The sequence below is a fragment of the Pseudomonas sp. UYEF17 genome, from assembly GCF_040546125.1.
GTDB lineage: Bacteria > Pseudomonadota > Gammaproteobacteria > Pseudomonadales > Pseudomonadaceae > Aquipseudomonas > Aquipseudomonas putida_Z.
This window is the reverse complement of sequence record NZ_JBEPNE010000021.1, coordinates 1-20,785: the sequence shown is the minus strand read 5'-3', so window position 1 is coordinate 20,785 and position 20,785 is coordinate 1. Positions and strand designations below refer to the sequence as shown.

18 protein-coding genes are annotated in these 20,785 nt (G+C 65.1%); 3 read left to right on the top strand and 15 right to left on the bottom strand.

The genetic code is table 11. The features are described 5' to 3' along the window. Window positions 1-15: 15 nt before the first annotated feature. From ABIB24_RS23245 to ABIB24_RS23210, 8 genes are all read right to left on the bottom strand, one after another. Window positions 16-858 carry a TIGR03915 family putative DNA repair protein gene (locus ABIB24_RS23245; protein WP_025338955.1) on the bottom strand — a complete coding sequence of 281 codons (843 nt, stop codon included), beginning with the start codon at window positions 856-858 and terminating at the stop codon, window positions 16-18. Continuing rightward, window positions 849-2,069 carry a putative DNA modification/repair radical SAM protein gene (locus ABIB24_RS23240; RefSeq protein ID WP_317410039.1) on the bottom strand — a complete coding sequence of 407 codons (1,221 nt, stop codon included), beginning with the start codon at window positions 2,067-2,069 and terminating at the stop codon, window positions 849-851. The genes ABIB24_RS23245 and ABIB24_RS23240 overlap by 10 nt, the downstream gene beginning before the upstream one ends. A 247-nt stretch (window positions 2,070-2,316) precedes the next feature. After that, window positions 2,317-3,837 (bottom strand): ArnT family glycosyltransferase, encoded by a 1,521-nt coding sequence (locus ABIB24_RS23235; RefSeq protein WP_354317320.1) that lies wholly within the window; start codon window positions 3,835-3,837, stop codon window positions 2,317-2,319. A gap of 3 nt (window positions 3,838-3,840) precedes the next feature. Continuing rightward, window positions 3,841-4,113: a lipid-A-disaccharide synthase N-terminal domain-containing protein gene (locus ABIB24_RS23230; RefSeq protein ID WP_025338958.1), complete on the bottom strand. Its 273-nt coding sequence runs from the start codon at window positions 4,111-4,113 to the stop codon at window positions 3,841-3,843. Continuing rightward, on the bottom strand, window positions 4,110-4,853 hold the full coding sequence (locus tag ABIB24_RS23225; RefSeq protein WP_274079857.1) for a glycosyltransferase family 2 protein: 744 nt from the start codon (window positions 4,851-4,853) through the stop codon (window positions 4,110-4,112). The genes ABIB24_RS23230 and ABIB24_RS23225 overlap by 4 nt, the downstream gene beginning before the upstream one ends. A 34-nt stretch (window positions 4,854-4,887) precedes the next feature. Next, entirely contained in the window at window positions 4,888-5,862 is a 975-nt protein-coding gene (locus tag ABIB24_RS23220; RefSeq protein ID WP_354317318.1) for an NAD-dependent epimerase/dehydratase family protein, read from the bottom strand. Continuing rightward, the gene (locus tag ABIB24_RS23215) at window positions 5,850-7,187 is read right to left on the bottom strand and encodes a UDP-glucose dehydrogenase family protein (RefSeq protein WP_354317316.1); all 1,338 of its coding nucleotides are present in this window, start codon (window positions 7,185-7,187) and stop codon (window positions 5,850-5,852) included. The genes ABIB24_RS23220 and ABIB24_RS23215 overlap by 13 nt, the downstream gene beginning before the upstream one ends. A gap of 48 nt (window positions 7,188-7,235) precedes the next feature. After that, entirely contained in the window at window positions 7,236-8,171 is a 936-nt protein-coding gene (locus ABIB24_RS23210) for a LysR family transcriptional regulator (RefSeq protein WP_025338962.1), read from the bottom strand. 118 nt (window positions 8,172-8,289) lie between these two features. Between ABIB24_RS23210 and ABIB24_RS23205 the strand changes: the two genes are divergently transcribed. After that, window positions 8,290-9,153 carry a type 1 glutamine amidotransferase domain-containing protein gene (locus ABIB24_RS23205; protein WP_354317314.1) on the top strand — a complete coding sequence of 288 codons (864 nt, stop codon included), beginning with the start codon at window positions 8,290-8,292 and terminating at the stop codon, window positions 9,151-9,153. A gap of 120 nt (window positions 9,154-9,273) precedes the next feature. After that, entirely contained in the window at window positions 9,274-10,320 is a 1,047-nt protein-coding gene (locus ABIB24_RS23200; RefSeq protein WP_075045114.1) for a class I SAM-dependent methyltransferase, read from the top strand. Between the two features lie 156 nt (window positions 10,321-10,476). On the opposite strand, the gene ABIB24_RS23195 is transcribed toward ABIB24_RS23200, so the two are convergent. The 6 genes from ABIB24_RS23195 to yghU all read right to left on the bottom strand — a co-directional run bounded on the left by ABIB24_RS23195 (window position 10,477) and on the right by yghU (window position 17,861). Next, window positions 10,477-11,721: a saccharopine dehydrogenase family protein gene (locus ABIB24_RS23195; protein ID WP_003248123.1), complete on the bottom strand. Its 1,245-nt coding sequence runs from the start codon at window positions 11,719-11,721 to the stop codon at window positions 10,477-10,479. 31 nt (window positions 11,722-11,752) lie between these two features. Then, a complete protein-coding gene (locus tag ABIB24_RS23190; RefSeq protein WP_354317313.1) occupies window positions 11,753-12,850 on the bottom strand; it encodes a carboxynorspermidine decarboxylase in 1,098 nt (365 codons plus the stop codon). A gap of 368 nt (window positions 12,851-13,218) precedes the next feature. Next, window positions 13,219-14,136, bottom strand: coding sequence for a pyridoxal-phosphate dependent enzyme (locus ABIB24_RS23185; protein WP_354317312.1), 918 nt, complete (start codon window positions 14,134-14,136; stop codon window positions 13,219-13,221). Beyond that, window positions 14,133-14,807, bottom strand: a complete 675-nt coding sequence (locus ABIB24_RS23180; RefSeq protein WP_354317311.1) for a helix-turn-helix transcriptional regulator — start codon at window positions 14,805-14,807, stop codon at window positions 14,133-14,135. The genes ABIB24_RS23185 and ABIB24_RS23180 overlap by 4 nt, the downstream gene beginning before the upstream one ends. Window positions 14,808-15,048: 241 nt before the next feature. Next, window positions 15,049-16,752 (bottom strand): amidase, encoded by a 1,704-nt coding sequence (locus ABIB24_RS23175; protein WP_075045118.1) that lies wholly within the window; start codon window positions 16,750-16,752, stop codon window positions 15,049-15,051. Between the two features lie 266 nt (window positions 16,753-17,018). After that, on the bottom strand, window positions 17,019-17,861 hold the full coding sequence (gene yghU, locus ABIB24_RS23170) for a glutathione-dependent disulfide-bond oxidoreductase (protein WP_286919454.1): 843 nt from the start codon (window positions 17,859-17,861) through the stop codon (window positions 17,019-17,021). Window positions 17,862-18,061: 200 nt separating this feature from the next. Between yghU and ABIB24_RS23165 the strand changes: the two genes are divergently transcribed. Next, window positions 18,062-19,108, top strand: a complete 1,047-nt coding sequence (locus tag ABIB24_RS23165) for an alpha/beta hydrolase family protein (RefSeq protein WP_075045120.1) — start codon at window positions 18,062-18,064, stop codon at window positions 19,106-19,108. Here ABIB24_RS23165 and ABIB24_RS23160 read toward each other — a convergent pair. Next, the gene (locus ABIB24_RS23160; RefSeq protein WP_137163806.1) at window positions 19,070-20,263 is read right to left on the bottom strand and encodes an MFS transporter; all 1,194 of its coding nucleotides are present in this window, start codon (window positions 20,261-20,263) and stop codon (window positions 19,070-19,072) included. The two genes, ABIB24_RS23165 and ABIB24_RS23160, sit on opposite strands and share 39 nt — an antisense overlap. Window positions 20,264-20,785 lie beyond the last annotated feature (522 nt).

Below are 20,785 nucleotides of genomic sequence, written 5' to 3'. Positions count from 1 at the left end.
TTTGCGAATACGCAACTACCGTGTGGGCTTGCTGATCTGTTTGCCAGCCTGGGAGGCGACTTCCAGGGCTTGGCCGTCCCGTTGCTTGCCTTGCCGAGCCAGGCCTTCGAGCTGCGGAATCAGCATGCCCTCCGGCAAATGACGCCAGAACCGCCCGGGCATGTGCAGGCGCAAGGCGTCGGGGTTGAGGCGGGCAGGGTTGAAGGTATGGCGATAGTAGGTGCGCCACAATTCGGCGCCAGGGTCTTCGGCGTTGCGGGCCCACTGGCGCCAAGGCTCGGGGCACTGGCGCTGGTAGTCGAATGCCTGGCCATCGAAGCGTATGCCGTCGTGCGCCGTGGCAATCATCCAGCGCAAACGCCCCAGGCGGTCGGCGAAATGCGCACTGGCGCTTTCCAGAATGTCATGCGCCGGCTCGTGATAGGCCACCAGGTCGAGTTGCAGCTGTTCAGCCAATACTTCGGGTAGTGGCACGAAGCGTACAAACGCATGCAGGTGGTGCGCTTCGCGATTGACCTGCTTGATCCGTCTTTGCAGCTCGCTGCCCAGTCGGTCACCCGCCAGCATTGCAGTGCGGTCGCCATGGGCCACCCGCCAAAGTACCTCGTAAAGCAGGTTCCAGCGGTGCTCGCCACGGTAGCGGGCGGCCTGTTCCAGCTGGCTCAGCAGCGCCGCTGGCACCTTGGCGCGAAAAGGACCGGAGCCTTCCGGCAGCGCTGTCGGTACGGCCAGCAAATCAGCCACCGGCCCTTGTGCCCAGGTAACTTCCGACGGGTCGATGCCATGCCCCAACAACACCCGGGCCTGGTCACGCCAGGTGGCGAACAGGCCGTCGCAGTCGAGCGCGATCATCCCCACAAGCCCATCTGCACCGGCGCCTGCGGCTCACGCAAGCGCGCCCTCAGCAGGCCGCTGCGCAGCTCGGCCTGGGCCGGGCGGTAGTCGCTGGTGACAATGAACGGCCGCGCCTTGTCCAGCACGCAGCGCAGCTGGATCAGGTCATCGTAGCGAATGCGCCGTTCGCGTCGCAGGGCTACCAGGCGCTGCACGCTGCGCAGGCCGATGCCGGGGATGCGCGCCAGTAGCGCCGGCTCGGCACGGTTCACGTCCAGCGGGAACACTTCGCGGTTGGCCAGCGCCCAGGCCAGCTTGGGGTCGATGTCCAGTGCCAGGTTGCCGCTCTGGCCCAGTAGCTCGCCGGCCTTGTAGCCATAGCCACGTAGCAGGAAGTCAGCCTGGTACAGGCGGTGCTCGCGCAGCAGCGGTGGTGCGGCCAGGGGGACGCTGCCGGGGCTGTCAGGGATGGGGCTGAAGGCAGAGTAATACACGCGCTTGAGGCCATAGCCTTGGTACAGCGATTCGGCATTGCGCAGCAATGTGCTGTCATCGGTGCTGTCGGCCCCGACGATCACCTGGGTGCTTTGCCCGGCCGGGGTAAAGCGTGGCGCCTTGGGTTCGTGGGCCACGGCTTGCTGGCCCTGGTGGATCACGCCCATGGCCTGGCGAATGGTGTGCGCCTGTTTCTCCGGTGCCAGGCGTTTCAGGCTGGCGTCGGTCGGCAGCTCGATGTTGACGCTGAGCCGGTCTGCCAGGCGCCCGGCCTCTTCGATCAGCAACGGGTCGGCATCGGGGATGGTCTTGAGGTGAATGTAACCGCGAAACTCATGTTCTTCGCGCAACAGCTTCGCCACGCGGATCAACTGCTCCATGGTGTAGTCCGCCGAGCGGATGATGCCGGAGCTGAGGAACAGGCCGCTGATGCAGTTGCGCCGGTAGAAGTCCAGGGTCAGCCGGACCACTTCCTCGGGGCTGAAGCGCGCGCGTGGCACGTTGCTGGAGCGGCGGTTGACGCAGTACTGGCAGTCGTAGAGGCAAAAGTTGGTCAGTAGCACCTTGAGCAGCGAGACGCAGCGCCCATCGGGAGTGTAGCTGTGGCAGATGCCCATGCCATTGGTAGCACCCAGGCCATCAGCCCCGCGCGAGTTGCGCTTGGGCGCGCCGCTGCTGGCGCAGGATGCGTCGTACTTGGCAGCATCGGCAAGGATGCCGAGTTTGGCGATGAGTTGCATGGGGCTGACCTGTGATACTGAATATTCATACAGTATTTTGAGATGTGACGGATTGCAAGCGATTGTGCGCCGGCCATGCCCGACTACCTTGGCGGGCAGGAACCTGGACTGCCCCCGAAAAAGTGGCGCGATCCTCTGTGGGAGCGACACAAGGCCGCTCCCACAGGGATAGCGCGTAGCTTGAGCTCGGCGCCAAACCTTTGGGAGCAATCGTGCCCGCGAAGTCCTGCAGAAACGTTGGCAGGCACTAAGGCGAGCCCGTCCAGGCGAAGTGGTAGACGTGGCTGGGGGCCGTGGCCTGGCACTGGCCGTTATCGGCATCGGCACCGACCACATACCACTCTGCGCGCGAGGTCTCGCCCAGCCTGCGTGCCTTGTCGGCACTGAAGCAGCGGCCCAGTTCCGAAGCCGGGACCAGGGCGAAGGCCGTGGGGTTGTGACGCAGCCAGTAAGCGGCCGTGTCCGCCCTGGACTGGCCGGTGAAACCGAAGTGCACGATCGGTTGCCGGGCAAACAGCCAATGCCCCTCGCGCCAGTTGACCAGCACCAACTCGGCGCCGCCGGTGGCCCGTGCGGCTTCACTCATCAATGTTTCATGCGGGTTGCGGCCTTCCTTCAGCGGCTCGACGAAGCCGCGTGCGAACCACAGCGCGAACCATGCCAGGGCCACGGCAGTGAACGCCTTGCGCCAGGCTGGCCGGCGCTGCAGCCAGCGCTTGAGCAGCCACGGCAGCAGTGGCGCGATGGCCAGCACCAGGCCCGGCAGCGCCGGGAAGATATACAGCTTGCGCTTGCCGCTGCTGAGGCTGAAAAACAACAGCACGAGCACCACCCAGCCGAGCAGCAGCAGAAAGCGCCCGTCGCGTTTTTGCAGCTGCCGGCGCCAGGCCGGTACCAGCCAGGGCAGGGCCAGCACCGGTGGCAGCCAGTATTTGGGGATGACCTTGACGAAGAAGTACCAGAACGGTTCGCGATGGTCCCAGGCATTGGCATAGCGGCTGGCGGTCTGGCGCAGGAGTATTTCCTTCAGGTAGGCCAGCTCCGCCGCGCCACCACCATGGGCGATCGAAACCAGCAATGGCAGCAGCCACACCGCGCAACCGGCCAGCAGCCACGCCAGCCCCAGGCTCCAGCGCCAACCCTGGCCGGGCATGGCCACCACCCCGTGCCAGCGGTGCCGCACCGCCCAGGCATAGGGCAGCAATAGCAGCGCCGGGACAAAGCCCACGCCCTTGCTGATGATGCCCAGACCCATCGCCGCGCAGGCCAGGTAGAACCAGCCCCAGGCCGGCCCGAGCAGCAAGTGGCGCAGCATGCCGTAGAAACCCAGTGCCACCCACAGGCACAGGAAGCTGTCGATCTGCCCGGTGCGCAGGATGCTGTAGCTCTGGTAGGTGGCCAGGAACAACAAGGCGGCGATCACGCCGATGCGCCGGTTCCACAGGCGCCGCCCCAGGTCATGCAGCACCCAGGTAATGGTCGCCGCCGACAGCAGCCCTGGCAGGTACAGGGCAACCTTGGGCGAGCCGGAGAGGTGGCTGAACAGGGCCACGGTCCACATGAACAGCGGCGGCTTGTCGCCGTAGATTTCCGCCGCCCGGTGCGGGATGAACCAGTTGCCGCTCTGCAGCATTTCCAGGGCGACGCCGAGAAAGCGTTCTTCATCCACGTTCATTGGCTGGCGCCAGCCGATACCCGCGCCCACCAGCAACACCGCGAGGGCAATCAGGGCCAGGCGTTCGGCCCCGAGCGTGTTGAACCTAGGCAAGGGCTATTCCTTCTGTTCCTGGTGGCGGGCGATCAGCTGCAGGTTGCGCAGGTAGACCAGGAAGCCGAAGCTCTGGCCGATGATGAACACCGGGTCCTGGCGATAGATGGCGTAGGTCAGCAGCAGCGCGCTGCCGAGCATGCTCAGGTACCAGAAACCCACCGGGATCACGCTGCGGCGCTTGAACTCGCTGTACAGCCACTGCAACACGAAGCGCCCGGTAAATACGGCCTGGCCGGCGAAACCGATGACCAGCCACAGGGTTTCGCGGGTCATCCTTCGAACTCCTGGGGGCGCGTGTCCAGGCGGGTGCGACGGATCAGCCACCAGACCCCGAACAGGTCGAGGATGCCGACCAGGGCGCGGTCCAGGTTGCCGTACTTGGACACCCCGGCCTGACGTGGCCTGTGGTTCACCGGGTGCACCAGCATGCGGCCGTTGTGGCGCAGGATCAGCGCCGGGATGAAGCGGTGCATGTGGTCGAAGTAGGGCAGGCGCAGGAAGGCCGCGCGCTCGATCAGCTTCAGCCCGCAGCCGGTGTCTGGCGTGGCGTCCTTGAGCAAGCGGCTGCGCAGGCCGTTGGCAAGCCGCGACGCCCAGCGTTTGCTGGCGCTGTCGCGGCGGTTGACCCGGTGCCCGGCCACCAGCTTGACGCCGCCGGCCAGGTCCTGGTTGGCGCGCACCAGGGCCAGCATGCCGGGGATGTCCGCCGGGTCGTTCTGGCCGTCACCGTCCAGGGTCGCCAGCCAGCGCCCGCGCGCCGCCTGGGCGGCATGCCACAGCGAGGTGCTCTGGCCCAGCGAGCGCTCGTGACGGAGGATGCGCAGTTGCGTGTAGCCCTGGCTTTTCAGTTGCAGCAGTACGCTCAGGGTGCGGTCGCTGCTGCCGTCATCGACCACCAGTACTTCATGGTCTTCAGCCGCCAGTGCGGTGCGTATTTCCATCAAGAGTGACGGCAGGTTGTCGACCTCGTTCCTGGCGGGAATGAGCACCGAGAGGTCAAGTGGATCTGTCATGAGGCTACCTGTGATCTTGTTGTGATTGCGCGGCTCAGACCCGGTAGAAATCCCGGTACCAGCCAACGAAGGCGTTGACGCCGTGTTCCAGCGATGTGCCGGGGGTGTAGTCGATCCAGCGTGCCAGCGAGCCGACGTCGGCCCAGGTTTCCAGCACATCACCTGCTTGCAGCGGCAGGTAGTCGCGTCGGGCCTTGATGCCCAAGGCACGCTCCAGGCATTCGACGAAATGCAGCAGGCGTACCGGCTGGCCTCGGCCGATGTTGAACAGCTGGCAGGGCGGCTGCCCCTCGGCCGGCAGTGGCGGCTTCAGGCGCAGGCGCACAATGCTCTCGACGATGTCGTCGATGTAGGTGAAGTCGCGCCCCATCAGGCCGTTGTTGTAGACCTCGATCGGCCGGCCCTCGAGGATGGTGCGGGTGAACTTGAACGGCGCCATGTCGGGGCGGCCCCAGGGGCCGTATACGGTAAAGAAGCGCAGGCCGGTGGTCGGCAGCTGGTACAGGTGCGCGTAGCTGTGCGCCATCAGTTCATTGGCGCGCTTGCTGGCGGCATACAGCGACAACGGTTGCTCGACCGGGTCGTCGACGCTGAACGGCAGCTTGGCGTTGGCGCCGTACACCGAACTGCTGGAGGCATAGATCAGGTGGCAAGGCGGCTGCTGGCGGCAGGCCTCGAGGATGTTGAGAAAGCCGACCAGGTTGGCTTGGCCATAGGCGCCGGGGTTGTCCAGCGAATAGCGCACCCCGGCCTGGGCTGCCAGGTGGATCACCTCACTGAACGCCTGGCCGGCGAACAGCTGTTGCAGTTCGCTCGGGTTGGCGATGTCGAGCGTGTGGAAGCGGAAATTGGCAAAGCCGAACAGCTGCTGCAGGCGCGCCAGCTTCAGCTGGACGCTGTAGTAGGCATTGAGGTTGTCGATGCCGACCACCTCGATGCCTGCTTCGCACAGGCGCCGCGCAACGTGGTAGCCGATGAAGCCGGCCACGCCGGTAATCAGTACGGGCATGCTGGCTGCACCTGGCCACGGCCGATGCCGTAGTAAGTCAGGCCGGCGGCGGCCATGTGTTCGGGTTCGAACAGGTTGCGCCCGTCGAACACCACCCGGTCGGCCAGCTGTTGCGGCACCTTGTCCAGGTTGAGCACGCGGTAATCCTGCCATTCGGTGACGATCACCAGGGCATCGGCGCCGTGCAGAGCATCGTCCTTGCACGGCACCAGTTGCAGGTCGGCGCGCGGGCCATAGTGCCGCTGGATTTCTTCCATGGCCTGCGGGTCATGGGCCTGCACCCGCGCGCCGGCGGCCCACAGCGCTTCCAGCAGGACCCGGCTGGAGGCCTCGCGGATATCATTGGTATTGGGCTTGAACGACAGCCCCCACAAGGCGAAGACCTTGCCCCGCAGACCGCGTGGGTAGTGGCGCTGGATCTTGCTGAACAGCCGGCCCTTTTGCTGCTCGTTGACCGACTCCACCGCACGCAGCAGTTGCGGCTCGAAGCCTTCGGCCTCGGCGCTGCGGCGCAGGGCTTGCAGGTCCTTGGGGAAGCACGAGCCGCCAAAACCGCAGCCGGCATAGATGAAGTCGTAGCCGATGCGCGGGTCCGAACCGATGCCACGGCGCACCATTTCGATGTCGGCGCCCAGATGCTCGGCCAGGTTGGCGATTTCGTTGATGAACGAGATCTTGGTCGCCAGCATGCAGTTGGCCGCGTACTTGGTCAGCTCGGCGCTGCGCGCATCCATGACCATGAGCTTTTCGCGGTTGCGGCTGAACGGCAGGTACAGCTCGCGCAGCAACTCCACCTCGGCAGGTTCCGCGCCACCGATGATGATGCGCTCCGGGCGCATGCAGTCATCGACTGCCGAGCCTTCCTTGAGGAACTCGGGGTTGCTGACGACGTGGAAGCGGCTGGTATCGGCCACGGCCTGGGCGATGCGCGCCTTGATGCGGTGCACCGTGCCGACCGGCGCGGTGGATTTGTTGACGATCAGCTTGGGGCCGTCGGCATGTTCGAGGATGCTGTCGACTACGGCGAACACGTGCTTCAGGTCGGCGCTGCCATCGGCCTGTGGCGGGGTGCCGACGGCAATGAACTGCAACTTGGCGTAGTTGGCCGCTTCGCTGGCGTCGGTGGTGAAACGCAGGCGACCGCAGGCCAGGTTCTTCTCCAGCATCGGCGCAAGGCCGGGCTCGAAGATCGGGCAATGGCCTGCATTGAGGCTGGCGACCCGCTCGGCGTCGACATCCATGCACAACACCGAGTGCCCCACCTGGGCCAGGCACACTGCCTGGGTGAGGCCGACATAGCCGGTACCGAAAACCGTGACCTTCATTTGACAGCTCCTTGGCGAGAAAGCTGAAAAAAAATGTCACAACGTTGTTTAGATATTGTTACTTGCGCAGGCCGCTGCTACCTGGGCGACGTTCCACAGCTGCTGGCGGAACCAGCGCCGCAACGGGTCGGCATGGGTGCGTTCATGCCATATCTGCATCACCTCGATTGCGGGCAATGGCAGCGGCAGCGGGTACATGCGCAGGTCGTCATCACGCTCGGTGGCTTCGATGGCCAGCGAGCTCAGGCAGGTGAGCAGCAGGTCGGTGCCGCGCAGCAGGCGCGTGGGGGCCACGAAGCTCGACAGGCCAGCCACGACCCGTCGTTGCATGCCCTGGCTGCGCAAGGCGCGGTCGACCAGCCCATCGAGGTCGCCGGTGAGGGTGGTGAGCAGGTGGTCGCTGGCGAGGAAGGTATCCAGGCCCAGGCCTTGGTCCGCGGCTGGATGACTGCGCGAGGCCAGCACAACGAAGTGTTCGGTGAGCAGGCGCTGTTGGTGGAAGGTTTCCGGGAGGTCGGTATAGAACCCGGCAACGGCCAGGTCACAGGTGCCTTTCTCCAGCTCTTCGCGAGGGAGCTGGCCACGGGTGTTGTGGGTGACCAGCGTCAGGTTCGGCGCCTGGCTGCGCAGGATCGGCAGCAGCCTGGGCAACAGCGTCTGTTCTACATAATCGGTGCTGTACAGGTGCAGGCGGGCAGGGCGGGCAAGGAAGTCCTGCCCTTCGCAGCGTTCATAGAAGCCTTCCAGGCCCACTACCAGGCGTTCTACCTCGGGCGCCAGTTCGTGGGCGCGTGGCGTCGGGGTCAGGCCCCTGGGCGCGCGGACGAACAGCGGGTCGCCAAACTGATGGCGCAGCTTGTTGAGCTTGTGGCTGAGCGCGGGCTGGCTCAGCGCCATGCGCTGGGCTGCGAGGGTGGCGTTGCGTTCCTGATACAGCACATGGAACAGGTACAGCAGGTTGAGGTCCTTGCTGGAGATATTCATTTTCTGGATCGCAGACATGAGAGCTTTCGAATTATCGAATCATAGCCTTGCCATTAGCATGAACGCATCCCGCCGATATGAGCGGACAGCTCTTTTTGCCTGATCAGGAGATTGTTGCATGACCAAGATGTCCCGGCTTGCCCTGGCTGTTGCCAGCACCCTGCTTGCCGCCGGCGCCCACGCTGCGCCCAAGGGAGAGGTGCTGGTGCTGTTGTCCAGCGAGCACCAGCTGCCCCTGCAGGACGGCAAGCGCTACGCCACTGGCTACTACCTCAACGAGTTCGGTGTGCCTGCCGACCAATTGCTCAAGGCTGGCTACAAGCTGGTGCTGGTAACCCCCAAAGGTAATGCCCCTAGCGTCGACCAGCGTTCGATCGACCCGCGCTACTTTGCCGGTGATGCGGTGGAGATGCGCCGGATCGAGAAAGTCGTGCAAGGCCTGCCGGGCATTGACGATACCCTGTCGGTGAAAGAGGTCCTGGCAGGTGACCTGGGCCGCTATGCCGGGCTGTTCATCCCCGGCGGCCATGCGCCCTTGATCGACCTGGCCAACAACCCGGACGTGGGCGCCTTGCTGCGGCATTTCCACCAGGCCGGCAAGCCCACAGCCGCCATCTGCCACGGCCCCATCGCCTTGCTCTCGGCCCAGCAGGACCCGGCGAGCTACCAGTCGGCGCTGGCGCGTGGTGAAAAGCCGGCAGCCACCGACTGGCTGTACAAGGGTTACAAAATGACCATCTTCTCCGACCCGGAGGAGCAGGTGTTCGAAGCTTCGCTCAAGGACCAGCGGCTGTTGTTCTACCCGGCCAACGCCGTGGCAATGGCAGGGGGCGACATGGCCTACGCCAAGGCCTGGCAACCCAATGTGGTGGTGGACCGCGAACTGATCACCGGGCAGAACCCGTTCTCGGACAAGGCGCTGGCCAAGGTACTGCTGGAAAAGTTGGCCGGGCAGGCAAAGCCCTCTGATCAAGGCATCTAGACTTACAAGTGGCCTGCATCGGGCAACGCTCGGCAGGCCCATACCATTCAACCGACCACCGCCTCCCCGGAGCGGATGTCCCTCGCTGGCGATGGCCTTCTTTGCAGAGGAGGGCAGGTCATGGACGAGGCAAGGCTTCACGACTTCATGGGCAAGCTGGTGGGCGACATGGGCGCGGCGGCGACCTTGGCCAACGTGATTCTTGGCGATGAGCTGGGGTTGTACCGGGCCATGGCCGACAGCCAGCCGACCACCCCCGAGGCGCTGGCGGAAAAGACCGGCTGCCACCCGCGGCTGGTGCGCGAATGGCTCAGCGCCCAGGCCGCCTCGGGCTACATGGTGCATGACAAGGGCCGTTTCGTGTTGCCCGAAGAGCAGGCCATGGCCCTGGCGCTGGAGGATTCCCCGGCCTACATGGCCGGTGGTGCGGCGGTGGTGGCCGCGCTGTTCCACGACAAGGACAAGCTGGTCGCGGCCATGCGCGGCGATGGCGGGCTGGCCTGGGGCGACCATCACCCCTGCATGTTCAGCGGCACCGAACGGTTCTTCCGGCCGGGTTACCGCACCTTCCTGGTGGCCGAATGGCTACCGGCGCTGGAGGGCGTGGTGGCCAAGCTGCAGGCGGGCGCCAAGGTGGCGGATGTGGGCTGTGGGCATGGCGCTTCCACGCTGGTCATGGCCCAGGCGTTCCCGGCATCCACCTTCGTCGGCTACGACTACCACGGGCCTTCCATCGCCACCGCCAACGAGCGTGCGCGCGAGGCGGGGTTGGCGGGGAGGGTGAGCTTCCAGCAGGCCAGCGCCAAGGACTACCCGGGGCATGACCATGACCTGGTGTGCTTCTTCGATTGCCTGCACGACATGGGCGACCCGGTGGGGGCTGCTAAGCATGCCTACCGTGCGTTGAAGGCCGACGGCACGGTGATGCTGGTGGAGCCTTATGCCGAGGATTCGCTGGAGGGCAACCTGACACCGGTCGGGCGCTTGTTCTATGCGGCGTCGACGTTTATCTGCACGCCGAACTCGTTGTCGCAGGAGGTGGGGTTGGGGCTGGGTGCGCAAGCGGGGGAAGCGCGGTTGCGGGCGGTGTTCGAGGAGGCGGGGTTTGGTCGGTTCCGGCGGGCGACGCAGACACCGTTCAACCTGATTCTGGAGGCTCGGAAGTAGAGGTAAGCCTGTGCCGGCCCTTTCGCGGGCACGCCCGCTCCCACAGGGCCCCACCTGAGGCCGGCGAAAACCCTGTGGGAGCGGGCGTGCCCGCGAAGAGGCCGGGCCTGCAAAAACAGAAGGGGCGCCTTGATGGCGCCCCCTCTGTCTTGCTGCTTAGGCTTCAGCGTCCCAGGGACGATCGCCTTTTTCATCCTTGACGCGGGTCGGCAGGCCCATCACGTCCAGCGCCTTGAGGAACGGCTCTGCTGGCAGCTCCTCGACGTTGACCATGCGCTTGGCATCCCACTCGCCACGGGCGACCAGCAGGGCGGCAGCCACTGGCGGTACACCAGCGGTGTAGGAAATACCCTGGCTGTCGGTCTCGGCGTAGGCTTCTTCGTGGTCGGCCACGTTGTAGATGAACACTTCGCGCGGCTGGCCATCCTTGGTGCCCTTGACCAGGTCACCGATGCAGGTCTTGCCGGTGTAGCCCGGGGCCAGCGAGGCTGGGTCCGGCAGCACGGCCTTGACCACTTTCAGTGGTACCACTTCCAGGCCTTCGGCGGTTTTCACCGGTTGCTCGGAGAGCAGGCCCAGGTTCTTCAGCACGGTGAACACGTTGATGTAGTGCTCGCCGAAGCTCATCCAGAAACGCACGTTCGGCACGTTGAGGTTCTTCGAAATCGAGTGAACTTCATCGTGGCCGGTCAGGTACAGGTTCTGCGAACCTACCACCGGCAGGTCGTCGGTACGCTTGACCTCGAACATGGTGTTGCTGGTCCACTGGCTGTTCTGCCAGCTCCACACTTGCCCGGTGAACTCGCGGAAGTTGATTTCCGGGTCGAAGTTGGTGGCGAAGTACTTGCCATGCGAACCGGCATTGACGTCGAGGATGTCGATCGAGTCAATGCTGTCGAAATACTGTTGCTGCGCCAGCTTGGCGTAGCTGTTCACCACACCCGGGTCGAAACCGACGCCGAGAATGGCGGTAATGTTCTTTGCCTGGCACTCTTCGAGGTGTTTCCACTCGTAGTTGCCGTACCACGGCGGGGTCTCGCAGATCTTGCCCGGCTCTTCGTGGATGGCGGTGTCCAGATAGGCGACACCGGTATCGATGCAGGCACGCAGCACCGACATGTTGAGGAAGGCGGAACCAACGTTGATCACGATCTGCGATTCGGTCTCGCGGATCAGCGCCTTGGTTGCCTCGACATCGAGGGCATTGAGCGAGAAGGCCTGGATGTCGGCGGGTACCTTGAGGCTACCCTTGGCCTTGACGCTGTCGATGATGGCCTGGCATTTGGAGATGTTCCGTGACGCGATGGCGATACGACCCAGTTCGTCGTTATGCTGCGCGCACTTGTGGGCCACCACCTTGGCGACACCTCCTGCACCAATGATAAGAACGTTCTTCTTCAATTTATCCCTTGCTCCTTACTGAAAGCCGGTCTTACGACAGGCTGGAAACGTAGTCTTCGAAACCGAACTCGCGCACCACTTCGACGCTGCCGTCGAGTTGCTTGACCACGATGGATGGCATTTTCAGACCGTTGAACCAGTTTTTCTTGACCATGGTGTAACCCGCCGCGTCGACGAACGACAGGCGATCACCGATGGCCAGCGGACGATCGAATTGGTATTCGCCGAAGATGTCACCGGCCAGGCACGACTTGCCGCAGACCATGTAGGTGTGCGCGCCGTCGCTGGGGGCCATCTTGGCGTTGAGGCGGTAGATCAGCAGGTCGAGCATGTGCGCTTCGATCGAGCTGTCGACCACGGCCAGGTGCTTGCCGTTGTACAGGGTGTCGAGCACGGTCACTTCCAGCGAGGCGCTGTTGGTGATGGCTGCTTCGCCCGGCTCCAGGTACACCTGCACGCCGTATTTTTCCGAGAAGGCTTTCAGGCGCGCGCAGAAGGCGTCCAGCGCGTAGTCTTCACCGGTGAAGTGGATGCCGCCACCGAGGCTTACCCACTCGACCTTGTGCAGCAGGTGACCGAAGCGCTCTTCGATGTGCGTGAGCATCTTGTCGAACAGGCCGAAGTCGCCGTTCTCGCAGTTGTTGTGGAACATGAAGCCGGAGATCTGCTCGATCACCTGTTCGACCTTGGCCGGGTCCCATTCGCCCAGGCGGCTGAACGGGCGGGCAGGGTCTGCCAGCAGGTAGTCGGAGCTGCTGACCTGCGGGTTGACGCGCAGGCCACGGACCTTGCCTTCGGACTGTTCGGCGAAGCGCTGCAGCTGGCCGATCGAGTTGAAGATGATCTTGTCGCAGTTATCGAGCATTTCCTCGACCTCGTCGTCGGCCCAGGCCACGCTGTAGGCGTGGGTTTCGCCGGCGAACTTCTGGCGGCCGAGCTTGAGCTCGTACAGCGACGAAGAGGTGGTGCCGTCCATGTACTGTTGCATCAGGTCGAAGACCGACCAGGTGGCAAAGCACTTGAGGGCGAGCAGCGCCTTGGCACCGGAGTGTTCGCGCACGTAGGCGATCTTCTCCATGTTGCCCAGCAGCTTGGTTTTATCGATGAGGTAGTACGGCGTCTTGATCATTTAAAGGCCCCCGGCCAGGCCGGCCAAAAAAAGGACACGCATTGTGCCTTCACTTGCCGCAGACCGAAAGGGTGGGTTACGCATTTCGTCGTGGTTGACGCTGTTGCGAGAGGATTTTTCCGGTTGCGGCGGGCTCAGTAGAACAGCGGCATGTGACTATCGTAATCAGCAGCCGGGTGCCGCAAGGAGAATCCGATGAGCAACGTTCTGTGCTGGATGGCACGGGCTACGCCCGTGTTCGCGGGTGAACCCGCTCCCACAGGGGCTGCGCTTGCTTCAAACCTTGCACAGTCCTGTTGCTACTTCAATCCTGTGCAGTCCAATCTGTGGGAGCGGGTTTACCCGCGAAGAGGCCGGTACAGGCAACCTCAATCAACCTGCTGCAACCACGCCTGGATCTGCTCCAGCGTGGCGGTAGCCCCGCCGCAAACCACCACCAGCACATTCTGGTACTGCGCCAGGGCGCTCGGTGCATAGGCCAACGCCAAAGCAGCCCCACAGGCAGGCTCCACCAGCACGCGATGGTCCAGCAGGAACCGCTCGCATGCCTCCAGCGCAGCGCGGTCAGTGACCAGATGGCTGTGCACCGGATGCTCCTTCACGCACACCAGCGCCTGGTCTGCCACACGCTTGGCCCCCAGCGAGGTCGCCACCGAGGCAATACGTTCCAGCTCCACCGAATGCCCCGCCTGCATGGCCGCATGCAGCGATGCCGCGCCCTCGGTTTCCACCGCCAGCACCGGCACATCGCCCCAGCCGTTGCGCTGTAGCCCCTCGACCACGCCACTGAGCAAACCACCACCGCCTACCGACAACACCACGGCATCCGGTTTCACGCCGGCCTCGGCGACTTCATCCACCAGGCTGGCATGCCCGGCCCACAGCAGCGGGTCGTCGAATGGGTGAATGAAGGCGTCATCCGGGCCGACCAAGGTCTGCGCCAGGGCGTTGGCCTCTTGCCAGGAGCTGCCATGCACCACCACCTTGGCGCCCTCCAGGCGCAGCAGGTCCTTGGCCCGCTCGGTGGTGGTCTCGGGCACTACCACGGTCACCGGCACGCCGAGCTTGCGCCCGGCATAGGCCACTGCCAGGCCCGCGTTGCCGCCCGAGGAAGACACGAAGTGCCGCGCGCCACGGGCATGGTGCACCTCACAGGCGTGGCCCACGCCGCGCAGCTTGAACGAGCCGCAGGGCTGCAGGGCATCGAGCTTGAGCCAGACGTTGCTGCCCGCGGCCAGCGACAGCGGGCGGGATTCGATCAGGGGGGTATGAATATGCAAGGTCATTGGCTGGCTCCGCGCAGTTGCTCGAGGTAGTTGTAAACGGTGTAGCGGGTCACACCCAGGGCGCTGGCGGCCTTTTCCACGCCGCCCTTGACGATGAACAGGCCACGCTCCTGCATCACGCGCACGGCCTCGACCTTGGCCTGCTTGTTCATCCGCCCCTGGCCGCTGCGCTGCAGGGATGCCTGGATTATCTCGCTCATCAGCAGTTCCATGTCGGCGGGTTCACTGACGGCAGGTGTGGCCCCCAGCGGTTGGAACTGCTGGAGAAAGTTAATGGCGGCATCCAGGCCGGTGACGTCAGTGTTGACGCAAAGGCTGGCGAAGGGGTGGCCGCTGCTGTCACGGAAGATGGCCGTGGCGCTGCGCAGTGTGCGGCCCTTCAGCGTGGTGGGGTAATCGGGCAGCACCACCGGCTCACAGCCGTGCTGATCGGCCGAGGCCTGCATCAGTGCCTTGAAACCCTGGTCCTGTTCCGGGGCGGCGAGGATCGGGCTACCGACGCTGCGGCCAGAAAGGTGGCCGTTGACGATCGCCACCACGGAGTGTTCCGGGTGGTCGAGGTCGTGCAGGAGGATTTCCATGTTGCGCGCGGCAACGCTGCCCAGCGCCTGGATGGCGGCCTTGAGGACGGTGAGGGTGAGCTGGCGTTCTTCGCTGGGGGTGATAGGCATGGCAGATCGTAAAATCAACGTTTTGTGTATTTTTACACATAAAGTTGAATTTTACGATCTATTGTGGACTGCACAGCCCTGTAGGAGCGGCCTTGTGTCGCGATAGGGCTGCGAAGCAGCCCCAGGATTTCAGCGTACAAGCTCAGATTGTTGGGGCTGCTTTGCAGCCCTATCGCGACACAAGGCCGCTCCTACAGGAATTGCGCATCGAGGTAGATAGGCGGCGATGCAGCCCCAGTACTCAGCCCAGGGCCGGAGTACGCGGTGGGATCATCCGACGCGACCCGGTCGCCTCGAAGGCCGCACCAAAGCTCAGCAGCGCATTGTCGCTGTAAGCCCGGCCAGCAAAGGTCAGCCCCACCGGCATCCCGATATCGGCCATCACGCCCATCGGCACCGTCACGGTCGGCACGCCCAGGTGGCGGATCGCCAGGTTGCCGTTGGCCACCCAGATACCGTTGCTCCAGGCGATGTCCGCCGATGCCGGGTTGACGTCGGCATCGGCCGGGCCCACGTCGGCCACGGTGGGGAACAGCACCGCGTCCAGGCCCAGGTTGTCCATCCAGTCTTCCAGGTCGATCTTGCGGGTCTGCTCCAGGCCGCGCAGGCCGTCGGGCAGGGTCTCGATCTGGTCCCAGGTCTTCAGGCCACGCTTGGCCATGTTGACGTACTCGTCCATGCCGGCGGCCAGGTCGTCCTCACGGTTGGGCAGGGTGCCCGGGTCGTGGGGGAAGATCTGCGGCCCGTCGACATCGGCCAGGCGGTTGAGCCTGGGGTCACCGTTGGCGCGCAGGAAGTCGTCGAAGGCCCAGCCCGACAGCTCCCACAGCTCGTCATGCAGGAACTCCTTGCTGACGATGCCGCGGTTGTACACGGTCGGTGCGCCCGGGCGGTCGCCCTCGCAGTTGGACACCAGCGGGAAGTCCACTTCCAGCACTTCGGCACCAGCCGCCTCCAGTGCCTGGCGGGCCTGCTGCCACAGGTCGATCACCGTGGCGCGGGTGTTGATGCGCTGGCCAGTCGGGCCGCCAATGCCAGGCTTCTCGGAAGTACCGGCCTCGGCATCGGCATTGATGTACATGCGCGGCACGCCAAAGCGCTTGCCCTTGAGCGCGCTGGCATCCACGGCCAGGTCCAGGTACGAAGCCGGGCGCACCGTCGAAGCCGCCGGGATTGGCACCCAAGGTTGCAGGCGCCACAGGTCGCCGCGCTTGTCGGCGTCGTCGGCTACGACCACGTCGAGGATTTCCAGCAGGTCGGCCATGGTGCGGGCATACGGCACCACCACGTCCATGGTCGGTGTCAGCGGCCAGTTGCCACGCACCGAAATCACCCCACGCGACGGGGTATAGGCGCACAGGCCGTTGTTGGACGCCGGGCCACGGCCGCTGGACCAGGTTTCTTCGGCCAGGCCGAAGGCACTGAAGCTGGCGGCGGTGGCGGTGCCGGCACCGTTGGACGAGCCCGAGGCGAACGGTGCGGTCAGGTAGTTGGCGTTGTACGGGCTTTCGGCGCGGCCATACACGCCGCGTTGCATGCCACCGTTGGCCATGGGCGGCATGTTGGTCTTGCCCAGGCACACGGCGCCGGCGGCGCGCAGGCGTTCGATGGTGAAGGCGTCGCGCTGGGCCACCAGGTCCTTGAAGGCCGGGCTGCCGGAGGCAGCGGTCAGGCCTTTGACCAGGTAGCTGTCCTTGGCGGTGTAGGGGATACCGTCCAACGGGCTCAGGACCTGGCCTTTGGCGCGACGGGCGTCGGAGGCTTCGGCCTCTTTCAGCGCCTCGGGGTTGCGCACCACCACGGCGTTCAGGGCAGTGGCGGTGTCGGCGCCATCGTAGGCGTCGATGCGCGCCAGGTAGGCCTGGACCAGCTCGACCGCCGTCGTGCGGCCCGACTCGAGCGCGTCGCGCAGCTCGGCAATGGAAACCTCGGTTACCTCGATCATGCGTTCACCAAAAAAATGTGCAGGTGGGGGCTAATGCGAGGAGTGTACAAGAAGGGCTTGGCGGGCGCAGGTTTGCGCGGGGGCAAATGGTTTTTTGCAGGCGGGCATTGTCGGGCCTCCCAAGCCCGGCGCGACCCCTTGTAGGAGCGGCCTTGTGTCGCGATAGGGCCGCAAAGCGGCCCCAATGATTTCACTGTGTTACGAAGACCCTGGGCGCGCTTCGCACCCCTTTCGCGACGCAAGGCCGCTCCCACAAGGGTGCCGCGTCAACCGTCCAGGTCTGCCGCTGCATGCCGCTCCGGCACCTGGCTGGCCTCATCCCCCCAGGTCCGGTTCACCCGTGTGCCACGCTGCACCGCCGGGCGCAAGGCAATCTCCTCGGCCCAGCGCTGCACATTCGGGTACTCGTCCACCGCCAGGAACTCCGCCGCGCCGTACAGGTGGCCGCGCACCAGCTGGCCATACCACGGCCACACGGCGATGTCGGCGATGCTGTATTCCTCGCCGCCCAGGTAGCGGCTTTCGGCCAGGCGCCGGTCAAGCACATCCAGCTGGCGCTTGGCTTCCATGGTGAAGCGGTTGATCGCGTACTCGAACTTTTCCGGCGCATACACGTAGAAGTGGCCAAAGCCGCCGCCCAGGTATGGCGCCGCGCCCATTTGCCAGAACAGCCAGTTCAGGCTTTCGGTGCGTGCAGCTGGCGCTTTCGGCAGCAAGGCACCGAACTTTTCCGCCAGGTACAGCAGGATCGAACCCGACTCGAACACCCGCACCGGCGGCTCGACGCTGCGGTCGAGCAGGGCGGGGATCTTCGAGTTGGGGTTGACCTGGACGAAGCCGCTGGAGAACTGCTCACCCTCGCCAATGCGGATCAACCAGGCATCATATTCGGCGCCCGGGTGGCCCAGCGCGAGCAGCTCTTCGAGGGCGATGGTGACCTTGACGCCATTGGGCGTGGCCAGGGAGTACAGCTGCAGCGGGTGCTTGCCCAGCGGCAGGTCCTTGTCGTGAGTCGGGCCGGCAACCGGGCGGTTGATGCTGGCGAACTGGCCGCCGGACGCTGCGTCGTTGCGCCAGACCTTGGGTGGCACGTAGGCGGGCTTGCTCATGCATGAATCTCCTTCATTGGCGCGAAACGGTCACGTAGAGACGTGGACCTGCATCTATGCCACGGGTTCGACGAAAAGCGCAAATGCATAGGGCGCGAGCGTGAAGTGCATGACTTCGCTTTCATCCAGGTTTCATCCGGTGCAGCCCAGGCCGGTTCTATGCTGGGCTATCTCTTCGCCCTGCAAGGAACCGCCGGCCGATGACTCTCCCACGCTGCGTGTTGGCGCTGGCCCTGTTCGGCAGCCTGCTGGCCCAAGCCGAGGCCGCGCCCTGGGTTGCCGGCCTGCACCATATGACCCTGGCCGACCCGGTCGACGCCCGGCCCATGCAGGCGCTGGCGTTCTACCCGGCCATCGGCAATACCCGCAGCAGCCGGATAGACGGCTACCCGATCGATGTGAGTGAAGAGGCGCCGGTAGCGTTGGGCCAGTTCCCGTTGCTGGTGCTGTCCCACGGCAATACCGGCAGCCCGCTGGCCTTGCACTACCTGGCGACGTCGCTGGCGCGCCAGGGCTTTATCGTGGTGGCGGTGGTGCACCCCGGCGACAACGCCCGCGACCACAGCCGCCTGGGCACCCTGAGCAACCTGTATGGCCGGCCGCTGCAAGTCAGTGCCGCGATTACGGCCGCCCGCGATGATGCCTTGCTGGGGCCCTACCTGAACGGTGGCAAGGTTGGGGTGATCGGCTACTCGGCCGGCGGTGAAACCGCCTTGATTCTCTCAGGCGCGCGCCCCGATCTGGACCGCCTGCGCAAGTACTGCCTGGAGCGCCCTAACGACGCCGACGCCTGCAGGACCCACGGCGTACTGATTGCCGACCGCAGCGAGCTGGTGCCAGAGGCCGACCAGCGGGTGGGGGCGGTGATGCTGATGGCGCCGCTTAGCCTGCTGTTCGGGCGCCATGCCTTGGCCGGGGTGCAGGTGCCGGCACTGATCTACAGTGGCGACAGCGACCAGCTGGTGGCGGTGGACCGCAACGCCGAAGCCCTGGCCCGCAAGTTGCCGGTCACACCGGACTATCGCCTGCTGGCCGGCGCCGGCCACTTCGTGTTCATGGCCCATTGCGATGCCGAGCAGTCCGTGCGGATGCCGGCGCTGTGCAAGGATGCCGCAGGCGTGGACCGCCGGCACATCCACCATTCCCTGCAACGTGAAGCCGCGGTGTTTTTCAGCCAGGCGTTGGGCGCGCCGCAGCCGGCCGAGCGTTCAGCCGCGAGCGGCGCGCCGCGCCAGCAACAGCGTTAGGCCGACACCGGCCAGGGCGAGCAGGGCGGCCACGCAGAAGATCGAGGCATAACCCAGGTGAGCGGCCACCGCGCCCATCACCGGCCCGGCGATGGCCAGGGCCATGTCGAAGAACACCGCGTAGGCACCCAGCCCTGCGCCGCGGCTGCTGCTGGGCACCTGCTTGATCGCTTCCACCCCCAGCGCCGGGTACACCAGCGACAGCCCGAAACCGGTAAGCCCGGCACCGATCAGCGCCCACGGCGGCGACGGTGCCAGCCACAGCAGGCTCAGCCCGAGCACTTCGGTGGCCATGCACGCGACCGCCACGTTGTAGCCACCAAAACGGTTGACCGCGTTGACGAACAGCAGCCGGGAAATGATGAAGCACACGCCAAAGGCACTCAGGCACCAGGCCGCGCCCGCCCAGCCGCGCTCCAGGTAATACAGGGTGACGAAGGTGGTCAGGGTGCCGTAGCCGATAGAGGCCAGGGTCAGGCCCAGGCCACAGGGTGCGACCCGGCCGAAGGCCGACCAGAAGGGCAGGCGCTCGCCACGCACCACCACCACGTCCGGCCGCTTGCGCAGTACCAGCAGGGCCGATACCGCCAGCACCAGCAATGCCGGCCCCAGCACGCTGAAGTCCAGCCCGTCCACGGCCAGTACGCCCAAGGGGGCACCAATGGCGATGGCGCCATAGGAGGCGATACCGTTCCAGGAAATCACCCTGGCGGTGTGCTCGGGCCCGACCTGGCTGATGCCCCAGCTCAGCGTGGCCACGCCGATCAGCCCTTGGGCGATGCCCAGCAGCAGGCGCCCGCCGAGCAACAGCGCCAGGCTCAGCAGCGGTAGCGTCAGGGTCCAGGCCGATAGCAGGGTCAACACCCCGCAGCCGGCAATCCCCAGCAAGCCGAAGCGAATCGCCTGCTTGCCCCCCAGGGTATCGGCCACGCGCCCGGCAAACGGGCGGCTGAGTAGCGTGGCCAGGTATTGCAGGCCAATGGTCAGCCCGGCGACCACCGCGCCAAACCCCAGCTGGTCGTGCACATGGCTGGGCAGCACGGCGATCGGCAGGCCGATGCAGAGGAAGGCAATGAAGGTGTAGAAAACGATCGACAGGATCTGCAGGGTGATGTGCAGCGTGTTGCTGGCGGGGGCGGGTTGTTGCGCGGTCATGGGCACGTTCGCGGGCGGGCGGTTGGGCGTGGCCCCATCATGGCCGTTGCGCGAAGGAAATGAAAGCAGGCTAACGAATTATTCGTCGGGCAGTGCCAGCCTGAGGGACCGGCGGTGGATTCTTCGCGGGTGAACCCGCTCCCACAGGAATTGCATAGGCCTCAAATGCTACGCAGTCCCTGTGGGAGCGGGCATGCCCGCGAAGAGGCCGGCCCAGCCATGCAAGATGCCACTACACCCTGGCTACGCAGATAATCGTCATTCACGGGCTCGCCCGCTCCCACAGGATTTGCATAGGCCTCAAGTGCGACACAGTCCCTGTGGGAGCGGGTTTACCCGCGAAGAGGCCGGCCCAGCCATACAAGATGGCCAGGCCGCCGCTTCAATCAGACCACTACACCCTGGCTACGCAGATAATCGTCATTCGCGGGCTCGCCCGCTCCCACAGGATTTGCATAGGCCTCAAGTGCGACACAGTCCCTGTGGGAGCGGGTTTACCCGCGAAGAGGCCGGCCCAGCCAT

Bases quoted from the DNA above. Each gene is read 5' to 3' on its own strand.
- ABIB24_RS23240 (WP_317410039.1), bottom strand. From the start codon at position 2,069: ATGCAACTCATCGCCAAACTCGGCATCCTTGCCGATGCTGCCAAGTAC.
- ABIB24_RS23230 (WP_025338958.1), bottom strand. From the start codon at position 4,113: ATGACCCGCGAAACCCTGTGGCTGGTCATCGGTTTCGCCGGCCAGGCC.
- ABIB24_RS23225 (WP_274079857.1), bottom strand. From the start codon at position 4,853: ATGACAGATCCACTTGACCTCTCGGTGCTCATTCCCGCCAGGAACGAG.
- ABIB24_RS23220 (WP_354317318.1), bottom strand. From the start codon at position 5,862: ATGCCCGTACTGATTACCGGCGTGGCCGGCTTCATCGGCTACCACGTT.
- ABIB24_RS23215 (WP_354317316.1), bottom strand. From the start codon at position 7,187: ATGAAGGTCACGGTTTTCGGTACCGGCTATGTCGGCCTCACCCAGGCA.
- ABIB24_RS23210 (WP_025338962.1), bottom strand. From the start codon at position 8,171: ATGAATATCTCCAGCAAGGACCTCAACCTGCTGTACCTGTTCCATGTG.
- ABIB24_RS23205 (WP_354317314.1), top strand. From the start codon at position 8,290: ATGACCAAGATGTCCCGGCTTGCCCTGGCTGTTGCCAGCACCCTGCTT.
- ABIB24_RS23200 (WP_075045114.1), top strand. From the start codon at position 9,274: ATGGACGAGGCAAGGCTTCACGACTTCATGGGCAAGCTGGTGGGCGAC.
- ABIB24_RS23190 (WP_354317313.1), bottom strand. From the start codon at position 12,850: ATGATCAAGACGCCGTACTACCTCATCGATAAAACCAAGCTGCTGGGC.
- ABIB24_RS23185 (WP_354317312.1), bottom strand. From the start codon at position 14,136: ATGACCTTGCATATTCATACCCCCCTGATCGAATCCCGCCCGCTGTCG.
- ABIB24_RS23180 (WP_354317311.1), bottom strand. From the start codon at position 14,807: ATGCCTATCACCCCCAGCGAAGAACGCCAGCTCACCCTCACCGTCCTC.
- ABIB24_RS23175 (WP_075045118.1), bottom strand. From the start codon at position 16,752: ATGATCGAGGTAACCGAGGTTTCCATTGCCGAGCTGCGCGACGCGCTC.
- yghU (WP_286919454.1), bottom strand. From the start codon at position 17,861: ATGAGCAAGCCCGCCTACGTGCCACCCAAGGTCTGGCGCAACGACGCA.
- ABIB24_RS23165 (WP_075045120.1), top strand. From the start codon at position 18,062: ATGACTCTCCCACGCTGCGTGTTGGCGCTGGCCCTGTTCGGCAGCCTG.
- ABIB24_RS23160 (WP_137163806.1), bottom strand. From the start codon at position 20,263: ATGACCGCGCAACAACCCGCCCCCGCCAGCAACACGCTGCACATCACC.